We start from the raw sequence: 13,484 nt of genomic DNA, 5'->3' as shown, positions 1-13,484 counted from the left end.
GACGTGGGACGGTTCGGTTCGCACGAAGCCTATCGGCCTCGCTCGACGCCCAGGAATCCACGGGAGGAATCGGACGTGAGCGACCGGCAGGGACAAGGGAGCGGCGGCGCGGCACCGGCCGGGCAGCCTCCCGTCGAGCGGACCGGCATGCGGGCCCTGTGGCTCGGCGGCCTCGCCCTGCTGACCGCGTTCTTCTTCTTTCCGCTGGGGTTCGCGCTCGGTATCGCGTCGCTGGTGGTGGGGATCAAGGCGCAGCGGCTGGCGCGGCGGGCGAGCGGGGTCGCGCCGGGCGCCACGGCGGGGATCGTGCTCGGCTCGATCGGGCTGGCGGTCTCGCTGCTGGCGGTCGTGAGCGCGGCGTATCTGGCGCCGGAGGTGGGGGGCTACCAGAAGTGCGTGAACGGCTCCAACACCATCGCCGACAAGGACGCGTGCCGCGAGCACTACTACCCGAAGATGGACCGGAAGCTGCACCTGCCCAAGGGGACGATGGAGGACTTCGGCTTCGACCTGTGACCGCGGGTCACTCCCCCGGCGGTTCCTCCCGCAGGACGTAGATCGCGCCGCCGCGGTTCTCGGTGCGTTCGGGGTCCTCGCGCGGCGGCGGGACGGGTTCGGCGGCGACCGGCTCGGGGTCGGGTGCGCGTTCGGGCGGCGGCGGGGGTTCGTCGTCCAGATGGCCTTCCAGGACGACCGTCCCGTCGCTTGGTGGGGGCGTCGGCGCGGGACGGGTCTCCTCGGCGAGGTCGGGCAGCGGGTCGCGGTCCCGGCTCCGGGCGCGGGCCCTGCGGCGGGGCGCGAGGACCGGTTCGGCCTCCTCGAACTCCAGCGGGCCGGGCGCGTAGGGCGACGGCGGCGGCGCGGACGGGACGTCCGGGACGGTGGCCGGTACCGGCATTACCGCTGGGGGCTCGGGTTCGGCCGCCACCGGCACGGCGGGGCGCTGCCTGGCGGGGCGCTTCTCGGCGGGAGGCGGCTCGGCCTTGCGCTTCTTCTTCGGGCGCCGCACCACGTCGGCGTCGGCACCGGCCCGGCGGCGCAGGACGATCCAGTTCGCCAGCCACGCCGCGATCGCGGCGGAGATCCCGACCTCCAGGGCCGCCATCAGCCCGACCTGCCAGAACGAGGGGCCGACGGTCTCCATCCGTCCGCCGCCGAGGGGGCCGCCCGACAGGGCCGCGAGCAGCGCGAGGACGGCGCCGGTCAGCGCCCCGGAGACGAAGCCCCACAGCGGCGCGCCCTCGGACGTCGAGGTCGGCAGCGACCGGACCGTCAGCACGCCGCCGACCCCGCCCGCGACGAACGGCGCGGCGAGCGCCAGCAGCGACACCGCCGGGGCCGGGCCCGGCTCGGGCAGCGCGGCCAGCGGCGGGAACGCGGGCACCGAGTCCAGGAAGACGCCGGTGGCCGAGACGCTCGTGCCCGCCCCGACGGAGAAGCCGGGGCCGATCGCGTACGCCATGCCCCAGATCACCGCGTTGGGCAGGTAGGCCAACTCGACCACGAGCAGCAGGACCCCGCCGACGATGCCGGGGGCGAGGACGTCGTACAGGCCGTCCGCGTCCGACATGTGGGTCGCGAGGGACCCGCCGACCAGCAGCGCCCCGGACGCGCACAGCACGCTAAGCGAGCCCGCCACGCCGATCACCAGCGAGCGGGGGCGGTCGGGCAGCAGCCGCAGCAGCGCGCCGAGCCCGGACCTGAGCCGCTCGGCCTTGTCCGCCGCCGCGACCTGCGCCGCGACGACCGCGCGGGCCGCGCCGAGCCCGCCCGCGATGGTCGCGACGAGGAAGCAGGCGACCAGCGCCTGCCAGGCCGAGGGCCGCACGGCGGACGAGGAGGCCGCGAGCGCCAGCAGCCCGGCCAGCGCCGCGTACGGGACGGCGAGCGCGAGGGCGACGCGCACGACGGCGACGCGGGGGCGCTCCGGCAGGCCGAGTCCGCGGATCATCCAGGCGCCGCCCCGGTGCAGCAGCGCCCCGGGCAGCACGAGCAGCCCGAGCGGCAGCAGGCCCACCCGTCCGTGGGAGCCGGAGAAGCCCGCGTGGTGGGACACGAGCCAGAAGTTGACGACGGTCCGGAACACGCCGGACATGCCGTGGCCGAGCGCGGTCTTCGGCGCGGCGATCCAGCCGATCAGCGTGATCGTGGTGAGCACGGCGAGCCCGATGCCGACGCACCACAACGCCGCCACGAGCCCCGCCACCGCGAGCGGACGCCCCGCCGCGCCGGGCTGGACCGGCGGCCGCCCGCCCCGCCCCCCGGGCCCCTGTTTCTCGGAACCGCGCCCGCCGTGACCGCGTCCGGCCTCTGGCCCGTGCCCCGCCTCAGGGCCGCGTCCGCCGGGACTCCGCCCGGCTTCGGGACCGCGCCCTGCTTCGGAAGCGCGTCCCGCCTCGGGACCGCGGTCGGCGGGACCGCGCACCGCGTCGGGGCTGCGCCGGCCGTCGGGGGCGCGTCCGCTGGAGGGGGCGCGGCGGGGCTCGGGAGCGCGTCCGCCGAGGCCGCGTCCCGCCTCGGGAGTCCGACCCGCTTTCGGCGGTTCCGCCCTGCGCCGTCCCGGGCTCACGTCGCTCACGCGGTCCATGCTGGCATCACGTCGCCGCGCGGGCGGGTCCCTCGCCCGGCGTGTCGCCTTTGTCGTCCGGGTCGGGTGACGGCAACGAAAGACGCCCGGGCCGCGGACGGGCGGCTCGGGCGTCTTTCGGCGGTGGATCGGGTGATCAGAGGTTCTTCATGATCTCCCGCATCAGCACGGCCGCCTCGCTCGGGGTCTTGCCGACGCGGACGCCGACCTTCTCCAGGGCGTCCTTCTTCGCCTGCGCGGTGCCGGCGGAGCCGGACACGATCGCGCCCGCGTGGCCCATCGTCTTGCCCTCGGGGGCGGTGAACCCGGCGACGTAGCCGACGACCGGCTTGGTCACGTGCTGCTCGATGTAGGCGGCGGCGCGCTCCTCGGCGTCGCCCCCGATCTCACCGATCATGACGATCGCGTCGGTCTCGGGGTCGTCCTGGAACGCCTTGAGGGCGTCGATGTGGGTGCTGCCGATGACCGGGTCGCCGCCGATGCCGACGCAGGTGGAGAAGCCGATGTCGCGCAGCTCGTACATCATCTGGTAGGTCAGCGTGCCCGACTTGGACACGAGCCCGATGCGGCCGGGCGAGGTGATGTCGGCCGGGATGATGCCCGCGTTGGACTTGCCGGGGGACGCGATGCCGGGGCAGTTCGGCCCGATCACCCGGGTCCTGTTGCCCTTGGACTCCGCGTACGCCCAGAAGTAGGCGGTGTCGTGGACCGGGATGCCCTCGGTGATCACGACGCAGAGCGGGATGCCCGCGTCCACGGCCTCGACGACGGCGTCCTTGGTGAACTTCGGCGGGACGAACACGACCGAGACGTCGGCGCCGGTGCGCTCCATGGCCTCGGCGACGGTGCCGAACACCGGCAGGACGGTGCCGTCGAAGTCGACGGTCTGCCCGGCCTTGCGGGCGTTCACGCCGCCCACGACCTGCGCGCCCGAGGCGAGCATGCGGCGGCCGTGCTTGGTGCCCTCCGACCCCGTGATGCCCTGAACGATGATCTTGCTGTTCTCGGTGAGCCAGATGGCCATCATGCACCTGCCGCTGCGAGTTCGGCGGCGCGCCTGGCCGCGTCGTCCATGGTGTCGACCTGCTGGACGCCGGGCAGCCCGGCGTCGTTGAGGATCTTGCGGCCGAGTTCGGCGTTGTTGCCGTCCAGCCGGACGACCAGCGGCCGGTTGACGGTCTCGCCGCGGTCGGCCAGCAGCTTGTAGGCCGTCACGATGCCGTTGGCGACGGCGTCGCAGGCCGTGATGCCGCCGAAGACGTTGACGAACACCGACTTGACGGCGGCGTCGGACAGCACGATCTCCAGGCTGTCGGCCATGACCTCGGCGGACGCGCCGCCGCCGATGTCGAGGAAGTTCGCGGGGCGCTGCCCGCCGAACTCCTCGCCGGCGTAGGAGACGACGTCCAGCGTGGACATGACGAGGCCCGCGCCGTTGCCGATGATGCCGACGGTGCCGTCCAGCTTGACGTAGTTGAGGTCCTTGGCCTTGGCCGCCGCCTCCAGCGGGTCGGCCGCGGCCTTGTCCTCCAGCTTGTCGTGCTCCTGGCGGAAGGCGGCGTTGTCGTCGAGGGAGACCTTGCCGTCGAGGGCCTTGACCTCGCCGCCCTTGGTGAGGATCAGCGGGTTGACCTCGACGAGCGTCGCGTCCTCGTCGACGAACACGGCCCACAGCCGCTCGATCAGCTCGGCGGCGCCCTCGCGGGCCTCCTCCGGCAGCCGGCCCTGCTCGGCGATCTCGCGGGCCTTGGCCCGGTCGACGCCGTCCAGCGGCGAGATCGGGACGAGGCCGAGCCGGTCGTGCGGCACCTCCTCGATCTCCACCCCGCCCTCGACCGAGCAGATCGACAGGAACGTGCGGTTGGCGCGGTCGAGCAGGAACGAGAAGTAGTACTCCTGCTCGATCGCGCTCCCTTCCTCGATCAGGACCTTGTGGACCGTGTGGCCCTTGATGTCCATGCCGAGGATCTGGCCGGCGAGCGCTTGCGCCTCGTCGGCCGTGTCGGCCAGCTTCACGCCGCCGGCCTTGCCCCGGCCACCGGTCTTGACCTGGGCCTTGACCACGACCTTCGAGCTTCCCGCGGCGAACAGCTCCGCCGCGATCGCCCGGGCTTCCTGGGGGGTATGGGCGACCTTGCCGGTGGGCACCGGTACCCCGTACTCGGCGAAGAGTTCCTTCGCCTGATGTTCGAACAGGTCCACGAGGCGTCCTTTATACGGATCGACAGCCTGATGACCACACGAGTGGGGGTACACGGTTCTCCGTGCGGCCGGCACTCTGCGGTCCGCTCCGTCGATGCAGCCTAGTCAACCCGCGTCCATGGTCATGCCGCCGGGTCGGTTCCACCGTCCCGTGTCGGCCACGTGGAGTGAACGGGAGGGCCTCGACCGGGTGAACACAGGGGTTTCGCGGTGTTCCTGAGGTTGGTGAAGGCGCAGCTCGGCGGGGTGGCGGCCGGTCGGGACGGCCCAGGTTTCGGCGCGGCTCAACGGGGAGTGTCGAACCAGGGAGGGGAAGCGGAGTGGCCCCTGAGAGGGATGAACCAATAGACATAGTTTGATGTACTTATTCGCGCTCAGGCATTAACGTGCCCGGATCGCGTGCTCCGCACCGTCCGCGAGCGCACCCAGACCTCGCCGAAAGGGGACGGACCGCCATGGCCGACGGGCGGCGCCCGGCGCCGTACCGGATACGCCCGGCGCCGCAGGCAGCGCCGCGCCGGACGTACCCGGCGCCGCGCGGTGTCCGGCGCTTCAGGCGCGCGGCCGCGCTGCTGGTCGCGGCCGGCCTCGTGGCGACCACCGGCTCCACGATCCCCGCCCGCCCGGGCCCCGGCTGGGCCGGTCCCGGGCTGGTGGGCGGCAGCGGCTGGCCGGTGATCGGCGTCCCGCTGCCGGTGTCGGAGGCGAAGGGGGCCACGTATCTGGAGGGCAGCTCGGCCGTCCGGCTGGCGGACGGGCGGGTGCGCCTCGTCCCCTCCGGTTCGGAGACCTCGGTGATCGTCCCGCCGGACGATCCGGAGGTGGCCGCCGCCGTCCGCTCCGACCGCGCCTGGCTCGCCGACGGGGCGGTCCCCGGCGACGGCTGGAACGAGCGGAGCCGCTACGGCGACCAGTACCGCGACATGGCCTCGCGCGCGCTGCTCGACCTGCGGCTGCTCACCCGTCCGAACGGGGCGTCGCTCGCGTCCTGGTACGGGCAGTGGCGGTACTGCTGGCCGCGCGACTCGGCGTTCGCCGCCGCCGCGTTCACCGTGACCGGCCACATGCCGGAGGCGCGCCGCGTCCTGCGGTTCCTGGCCGACGTCCAGCACGAGAACGGGCTGTGGGCCGCCCGCTACAACCCCGACGGGACGGCGGTCGCCGACGGCCGCGACCCGCAGCTCGACTCGCTCGGCTGGGTGCTGTGGGCGAGCTGGTTCTACCGGGTGCAGTCGCCCGACAACGGCGAGCTGCCGGAGTTGTGGCCGATGGTGCAGCGCGCCGCCGACCAGCTCGCGCACTCGCTGGACGCCGAGGGCCTGCCGCCCGCCTCGTCCGACTACTGGGAACGTGACCACGACCGCGAGCAGGACCCGCGCCGCCCGACGCTCGGCGTCGTCGGGCCCGTGCTCGCCGGGCTGCGCGCGGCGGCGGCGCTCGCCGACGGCTACGGCGGCCGGGCCAAGGCAACCCAGTGGCGGGCCGCGGCCAAACGGCTCACGGCCGCGCTGAACCGGCAGTTCGCGCCCTACGGGTATCCGCGCTCGCCGGTCCGCGGCGGCCTGATGGACACCTCGGTCACCTTCGTCGCGCCGCCGTTCGCGCCGCCCGACCCGCGGGTGGCGGCGGCGGTCGAGAACGCCGGGTTCCGGCAGGAGCTGCCGAACGGCGGCGTCCTGCCGGGCGAGCGCTGGGGCGGCAACAAGCTCGTCGCCTGGACGCCCGAGACCGCGCTGTTCGCCCTCAACGCCGCCAGCACGGGCCGGGTCGACTCGGCGCTCGGACGCCTGGACTGGCTCACCGCGCACCGCACCTCGCTCGGCGCCCTGCCCGAGAAGGTCGGCGAACGCGGCGCCCCGGCGAGCGTCGCGCCCCTCGGCTGGACGGCGTCGCTGGTCGTGCTCAGTCTGTCCGCGCTGAAGCATCCGCTGCCCGTCCCGCCCGCCGGGTGAGGCACGTCGCAGTCAGGCGAAGCGTTCGTAGCCGAGTTTGACGACGAGCGCGGAGACCACGCACAGCAGCACGACGCGCACGAACCCCGCTCCCCTGCTGATCGCCATCCGCGCCCCGGCCTGCGCGCCGACGATGTTGCAGACGGCCATGGCCAGCCCGATCGCCCACAGCACATGCCCCTGGACGGCGAACACCACGAGCGCGCCCAGGTTCGTCCCGGTGTTGATGATCTTCGAGGTGGCCGAGGCGTTGACGAAGTCCAGGCCGAGCAGGGTGGTGAACACGATCACCAGGAACGTTCCGGTGCCGGGCCCCACGAGCCCGTCGTAGAAGGCGATCAGCACGCCCGGGACCAACACCGCCGCCGCGACGCGGCGCCGCGTCCGCAGCACCAGCCGGGGCGTCCGGCCGAGATCGGGCTTGAGCACCACGATCGCCGCGACCGCGAGCAGGACGACCATGATGACCGGCGTCAGCACCTCCGAGGAGATCGCCGCCGCGCACACGGCCCCGCCCGCCGCGCAGCACACCGCCAGTCCCGCCGCGGCGAGCCCGACCCGCAGGTCGGGCTTGGCCTTGCGCAGGTAGGCCACGGCGGCGGACGAGGTGCCCGCGATCGACCCCAGCTTGTTGGTGGCGAGCGCCGTCGCGACCGGCTGCCCCGGGTTGAGCACCAGCAGCGCGGGCAGCTGGATCAGCCCGCCGCCGCCCACCACGGCGTCCACCCAGCCCGCCGCCGTGGCGGCCAGCAACAGCAACAACACCTGCTCGACGTGCACGGGGCGCTCCGGGGGAGGTAAGGAGTCACAGGGGAGACGCAGATGACTCTATCCTCCGGCGACCCCAGAGCTCGCCGTGCGGATCAGGCGGCGCGCGGGTCCACGGCCCACTGCCGGAGCATGCCGTTCTCCCCCGCCGCGACCACGATGGGCCGCCCGCCGGCCGCCCCGCCCGTCACCGCGTTCACCTTCCCGAGGCCGCTGGCCAGCGGGTCGCCCCAGGCCGCTCCCGTCTGGAGGTCCCACAGCCGGACGACCGCGTCCCCGTCGCCCGAGATCGCCACCTGCCGGCCCGCGAGCCGTCCCGTCCACAGCGCGGTCACCGCGGCCCGGTGCCCGGTGAGCGGCGGCCACTGGCGGTCCTCGGTGGTGTCCCAGCGGCGGATCGTCCCGTCCTCGTAGGCGCACAGCAGCATGAACCGGCCGAGCACCCGGGCGAGCACCGACCGCTCGGGGCTCGCCCCGCCCGCCTTGGTGCTCACCTGCCCCCCGACGGGCCTCCTGGACGAGGCGTCCCACGGCTCGACCACGTCCCCGTCCAGATGGACGAGCAGCAGCGACGGCCCCGCGATCTCGACGTCCACGATGTCGGCGGACTCGGCGCGCGGGATCGCCCACGCCTTCTGGACGGTCTGCGCGCTCATCAGGTCGCGGGCCGCGATCGTGACCGGCGCGGACGAGGACCTCAGCTCGGAGGTGAAGTAGGCGGTGGGACGGCCGTCCAGCGTCGTGAGCCCGATGAGGGCCTCGCCGCCGCGCCAGCCGCCGCCCGTCCAGTTGCCGCTGTTCACGAACGGGGTGCGCAGGCGGTGGCCGGTCCCCACGTCCCAGAGCCGGGGCGGGGTGTCGAGGTAGGCGCTCAGCACCCGCGACGCGCCGCCCGCCGACACCGAGAACATCATCCGGGCCGCCTCCCGGGCGACCTGGGTGGTGGAGTCCTCGTCGGCGAGGTCGCGCACGTGCCGTCCCGTGACCGGCTCCCACAGGCGTCCGATGCCGTCGGTGTGCGTGCTGAGGACCACCTGCCCGCCCGGGACGGGCAGCAGCGACACGGCCAGGACCGCCGTGTCCGAGGCAAGAACGGGGCCGCCGAGCGGCTTCCAGAACACCCGGGCGGCGCTCCGGGAGTCGGCCCGCTCGCCCTGCGGCAGGAGCACCGACGCCGCCACCAGCCCGCCGAGACCAGCGAGCGCGGCCCGGCGGCTCGTCCGCGCGGGCGGGGCGGGCAGTTCCGGCGGGGGCGGCTTGGGGACGGGTCTGTCCGGCGCGGTCGCGGCGGCCGTGGGCCACGGGGGCTGGGCGTGGGCCATGGCCTCGTGGAGGAGCCGTCCGAGGTCGGTCTCGTCCTCGGTCCGCGCGAGGTCCTCGTCGAGCAGGCGCCCGAGCAGCTCCTTCGCGGTCGGACGGACCGCCGGGTCCTTGGCGAGGCAGCGGTCGAGCAGGCCGCGGAACGAGACGGGCACACCGCCCAGGTCGGCGGCGCGGTCGAGGATGCCGTGCATGACCGCCCCGGGGTGCCCCTGCCCGAACGGAGGGCGTCCCGTCGCGGCGAAGACCATGGTCCCGGCCCAGGAGAACACGTCGGAGGGCGCCCCGGCGACCGGCCCCGTGATCTGCTCGGGGGACATGTAGGCGAGGGTCCCGATGCGGCCGGTCGTGGTCGTCGTCGCCGACTCCAGCGCGTGCGCGATGCCGAAGTCGATGACACGCGGCCCGTCGGACGCGAGCAGCACGTTGTGCGGCTTGAAGTCGCGGTGGACGACCCGCGCGTTGTGGATGGCCGCGAGCGCGGCGGCCGTCCCGACCGCCAGCCGGTGCAGCGCGGCGCCCTCGCGCGGCCCGTCCCGGCGGACCGCGTCCTGGAGGGACTCGGCCTCGACGTACTCGCTGACGATGTAGGGCCGCCCGTCCGTCACGCCGACGTCCAGCACGCGGACGGTGCAGAACTCCGCGACCCGCCGGATCGCCCGCACCTCGTTGACGAAACGGCGCTGCTCGCGCTCGTCCCCCGCCATGTGCGCGTGCAGGACCTTGACGACGACCTTCCGGCCGCATCCGTCCTCCGCCAGGTGGACGACCCCCTGCCCGCCCTGCCCGAGCACGCCGCGCAGCACGTATTCGCCGACCCGCGACTCCGTCATGCGACCACGATGTCACCTTGCGCGACGGGTCGGGAGGGGATTCCCGTTCGCCCCCGCCGCTCGGCCATGCTGGGTCGCATGACGATCACTCGTGCGCTCGGGGAGGACTTCGCGGCGCCCACCGGGGACCGCTACTTCGAGGACTACGAGCCGGGCGCGACCTATGAGTACGGGTATGTAAGCGTGACCGAGTCGGACATCCTGGAGTTCGCCCGGCGGTTCGATCCGCAGCCCATCCACATCGACACCGGCTACGCCGAGACGGGGCCGTTCCAGGGGATCATCGCCAGCGGCTGGCACACCAGCTCGATCATGATGCGGCTGTTCGCGGTCCACTTCCTGTCGAGCGTCGCCAGCCTCGCCTCGCCCGGGGTGGACGAGCTGCGCTGGCCCGCTCCCGTCCGTCCGGGCGACGAGCTGCGGATGCGGGTGACCATCATCGAGGCGCGCCCGTCCCGCTCCAAGCCCAACCGCGGCCTCGTCCGCACCCGGGTCGAGCTGCTCAACCAGGACGACCGGGTCGTGCTGGACGTCCACCCGATGAACCTCGTGGGCCGCCGTCCCACGGTCAACGGCGCATGAGGAGGTGTCCACGCAGACGGTCGCGCGCCGCTACCGGCGGCTGCGGGCCGAGGCGGGGCTGCGCGTGGTCGGGCTCCTGAACCGGCACGGCGGGGCGGAGACACTGTGGATGGTCCGGCTGACGTGCGTGCCGTCCGCGACGCAGGCGCTCGCGCATTCGCTCGCGCGCCGGTCCGACACGTCGTGGGTGAAGCTGACCTCCGGCGGGACGGAGATCTTCGCGATCGTCCACATGCCGGACGAGGCGGAGCTCGCGCACGCGATGCTGCTGCGCGACGTCCCCCGCCGGGGCGGCATCACCGGCGTGTCCGCGCACGCGCTCCTGCACACCTACCTCGGCGGGCCCACGGCCTGGCGCGGCCTCACCCGGGCCCTCGACGAGCGGCAGCGGGAGCGGCTCCGGCCGTCCTTCGACACCTCCGACGACCGGCCGCCGACCTCCGCCGACCGGGCCCTGCTCGACGTCCTCGGCCGGGACGGGCGCGCCGGGCTCGCCGACCTCGCGGAGGCGACCGGCTGGTCGCGGGCCACCGCCGCGCGGCGCCTCGCCGCCCTGCGCGCCAGGGGATCGGTCTACTTCGACGTGGAGGTCGAGTCGCGGCTGCTCGGCGCGCGGACGCAGGCGCTGCTGTGGATGTCGGTCGTCCCGGCGCGGCTGGACGAGGTCGCCACGGCCGTCGCCGGGCACGAGGAGATGGCCGTCGTCGCGACGACGACCGGCCCCACCAACCTGGTCGCGCAGGCGCTCTGCGCCGGGTACGCCGACCTGCACCGCTACCTCACGCGGCGGCTCGGCCCCCTGGAGGGAATCCGGTCGCTGGAGACCGCGCCGGTGCTCCGCACGCTGAAACGCTCCGGGCCGCTACCCGGCCCTGCGCGAGCAGAGCGTCAGAGCTTCTCCACGGGGGCGTAGCGCAGCACGAGGCGCTTGACGCCGTACTCGCCGCCGAAGTCGACGCTGGCGGCGGCCTTCTCGCCCGCGCCGTCCACGGACACGACCGTGCCGAGGCCGAACGAGTCGTGGGTGACCTTGTCGCCCGCCGTCAGGGACGGGACGTCGCGGTTGCCCGGGGACCGCGTGCCCGGGCGGGCCGCCATCCGCGACATCGCCGAGGACGAGGTCGAGGACGCCTCGCGCTCCCACTCGACGAGCGTGTTCGGGACCTCGCCGAGGAAGCGCGACGCCGGGTTCACCTGCGGCGCGCCCCACGAACTGCGCATCGCGGCGCGGGAGAGGTAGAGGCGCTGCCGGGCGCGGGTGATGCCCACGTAGGCGAGGCGGCGCTCCTCTTCGAGTTCCTTGGGGTTGCTCATGGCGCGCAGGTGCGGGAAGACGCCGTCCTCCATGCCGGTGAGGAAGACGACGGGGAACTCCAGGCCCTTCGCCGTGTGCAGGGTCATGAGCGTGACGACGCCGTGGTCGGTCTCCTCGGGCTGCTCGCCCGGCGGGACGGGCCCGCCCTTGGCGCCGCCGGGGATGGAGTCGGCGTCGGCGACGAGCGCGACCTGCTCCAGGAAGTCGGGCAGCCGGCCCTCGGCGGACTCGCCGTCGAGGCGCTCCTCGAACTCGCGCGCGACGGCCTCCAGCTCCTGGAGGTTCTCGACGCGGGTCTCGTCCTGCGGGTCCTTGGAGTTCTGGAGTTCGGCGAGGTAGCCGCTCTTGTGCAGGATCTGGCCGATCAGGTCGGCGGGGGTCGCGGTCTCGGCGGCCTCGCGCAGCTCGTCCAGCAGCGCGACGAACTCGCGGACGGAGTTGATCGAGCGGGTCGCCATGCCCGGCACGTCCTCGGGACGGCGGAGCGCCTGCCAGAACGAGACGCGCTCGCGGGACGCGTGCGCCTCCACGCACGCCTCGGCGCGGTCGCCGATGCCGCGCTTGGGCACGTTCAGGACGCGGCGCAGCGACACCGTGTCCTCGGGGTTGGCGAGCACGCGCAGGTAGGCGAGGAGGTCGCGGATCTCCTTGCGCTCGTAGAAGCGGACGCCGCCGACGACCTTGTAGGGCAGCCCGACGCGGATGAACACTTCTTCGAAGACACGGGACTGCGCGTTGGTGCGGTAGAACACGGCGACGTCGCCGGGCCGCGCGTCACCGGCGTCGGTGAGCTTGTCGACCTCGTGGGCGACGAACGCGGCCTCGTCGTGCTCGTTGTCGGCCACATAGCCGGTGATCTTGTGGCCCGCGCCCTGGTCGGACCAGAGCTTCTTGGGTTTGCGGTCGGCGTTGCGCTCGATGACCGCGTTCGCCGCCGACAGGATCGTCTGCGTCGAGCGGTAGTTCTGCTCCAGCAGGATCGTGGTGGCCTCGGGGTAGTCGCGCTCGAACTCCAGGATGTTGCGGATCGTCGCGCCCCGGAACGCGTAGATCGACTGGTCGGCGTCGCCGACCACGCACAGCTCCGCCGCCCCGACGCCCTCGTGCCCTTCCTGGGGGGACGACCCCCCAGACCCCCCGGCAACCGCGATAGGCGCGGTCAGCTCACGCACCAGTTCGTACTGGGCGTGGTTGGTGTCCTGGTACTCGTCCACCAGCACGTGCCGGAAGCGGCGCCGGTAGTGCTCGGCGGCCTCGGGGAACACCTGGAGCAGGTTGACCGTCATCATGATCAGGTCGTCGAAGTCCATCGCGCCGGCCTGCTGGAGGCGCGCCTGGTACATCTCGTAGGCCTCGGCGAGCGTCTGCTCCATGTGGGTGGACGCGCGGTTCTTGAACGTCTCGTAGTCGATCAGCTCGTTCTTCAGGTTCGAGACCTGGGCGCTGAACGACTTCGGCGGATACCGCTTCGGGTCGAGGTCGAGCTCCCGGCAGACCAGTGCCATCAGCCGGTTCGCGTCGGCCTGGTCGTAGATCGAGAAGCTCGTCGGGAAGCCGAGCCGCTTGGCCTCGCGGCGCAGGATCCGGACGCAGGCGGAGTGGAACGTCATCACCCACATGGCGCGCGAGCGCGGGCCGACGAGGGCGTCCACGCGCTCCTTCATCTCGGCCGCGGCCTTGTTGGTGAACGTGATCGCCAGGATCTGGCCGGGATGCACGTCCCGCTCGCCGAGCAGGTGGGCGATGCGGTGGGTGAGCACGCGGGTCTTGCCCGAACCGGCGCCCGCGACGATCAGCAGGGGGCCGCCGGAGTGCACGACGGCGGCGCGCTGCTGCGGGTTGAGGCCGTCGAGCAGGGGCTGGGATTCGGTCTTCGACATCACGTGCGAGTGTACGGCGCGGCGCGGACGTTTTCGGCGCCCTCA

Annotated in this window: 10 protein-coding genes; 4 read left to right on the top strand and 6 right to left on the bottom strand. The window is 73.6% G+C overall.

What is annotated here, in order from left to right; genetic code table 11:
• Positions 1-75 precede the first annotated feature (75 nt).
• Positions 76-516 (top strand): hypothetical protein, encoded by a 441-nt coding sequence (locus K2F47_RS12920; RefSeq protein WP_242903087.1) that lies wholly within the window; start codon positions 76-78, stop codon positions 514-516.
• 7 nt (positions 517-523) lie between these two features.
• Here K2F47_RS12920 and K2F47_RS12915 read toward each other — a convergent pair whose 3' ends face one another.
• From K2F47_RS12915 to sucC, 3 genes are all read right to left on the bottom strand, one after another.
• Positions 524-2,578 (bottom strand): cell division protein PerM, encoded by a 2,055-nt coding sequence (locus K2F47_RS12915; protein ID WP_242903086.1) that lies wholly within the window; start codon positions 2,576-2,578, stop codon positions 524-526.
• Positions 2,579-2,723: 145 nt separating this feature from the next.
• Positions 2,724-3,611: a succinate--CoA ligase subunit alpha gene (gene sucD / locus K2F47_RS12910; RefSeq protein WP_214618589.1), complete on the bottom strand. Its 888-nt coding sequence runs from the start codon at positions 3,609-3,611 to the stop codon at positions 2,724-2,726.
• On the bottom strand, positions 3,611-4,789 hold the full coding sequence (sucC, locus tag K2F47_RS12905) for an ADP-forming succinate--CoA ligase subunit beta (RefSeq protein ID WP_242903085.1): 1,179 nt from the start codon (positions 4,787-4,789) through the stop codon (positions 3,611-3,613). Before sucC ends, sucD begins: the two co-directional genes overlap by 1 nt.
• A 455-nt stretch (positions 4,790-5,244) precedes the next feature.
• Here sucC and K2F47_RS12900 point away from each other — a divergent pair, with 455 nt between their 5' ends.
• Positions 5,245-6,741, top strand: coding sequence for a glycoside hydrolase family 15 protein (locus tag K2F47_RS12900; RefSeq protein ID WP_242903084.1), 1,497 nt, complete (start codon positions 5,245-5,247; stop codon positions 6,739-6,741).
• A gap of 12 nt (positions 6,742-6,753) precedes the next feature.
• On the opposite strand, the gene K2F47_RS12895 is transcribed toward K2F47_RS12900, so the two are convergent.
• Positions 6,754-7,521, bottom strand: coding sequence for a TSUP family transporter (locus tag K2F47_RS12895; protein WP_242903083.1), 768 nt, complete (start codon positions 7,519-7,521; stop codon positions 6,754-6,756).
• An 83-nt stretch (positions 7,522-7,604) separates the two neighbouring features.
• Entirely contained in the window at positions 7,605-9,662 is a 2,058-nt protein-coding gene (locus tag K2F47_RS12890) for a serine/threonine-protein kinase (RefSeq protein WP_242903082.1), read from the bottom strand.
• Positions 9,663-9,740: 78 nt separating this feature from the next.
• Between K2F47_RS12890 and K2F47_RS12885 the strand changes: the two genes are divergently transcribed.
• Positions 9,741-10,244: a MaoC family dehydratase gene (locus tag K2F47_RS12885; RefSeq protein ID WP_242903081.1), complete on the top strand. Its 504-nt coding sequence runs from the start codon at positions 9,741-9,743 to the stop codon at positions 10,242-10,244.
• Between the two features lie 4 nt (positions 10,245-10,248).
• Positions 10,249-11,157 (top strand): Lrp/AsnC family transcriptional regulator, encoded by a 909-nt coding sequence (locus K2F47_RS12880; protein ID WP_242903080.1) that lies wholly within the window; start codon positions 10,249-10,251, stop codon positions 11,155-11,157.
• Here the strand turns inward: K2F47_RS12880 and pcrA are convergent.
• Positions 11,133-13,439 carry a DNA helicase PcrA gene (pcrA, locus tag K2F47_RS12875; RefSeq protein WP_242903079.1) on the bottom strand — a complete coding sequence of 769 codons (2,307 nt, stop codon included), beginning with the start codon at positions 13,437-13,439 and terminating at the stop codon, positions 11,133-11,135. The genes K2F47_RS12880 and pcrA overlap by 25 nt on opposite strands.
• Between the last annotated feature and the right edge of the window lie 45 nt (positions 13,440-13,484).

The organism is Actinomadura terrae, assembly GCF_022751215.1.
GTDB lineage: Bacteria > Actinomycetota > Actinomycetes > Streptosporangiales > Streptosporangiaceae > Spirillospora > Spirillospora terrae.
Note: the sequence above shows the minus strand (reverse complement) of the source record. Positions and strands in the feature narration are given on the sequence as shown.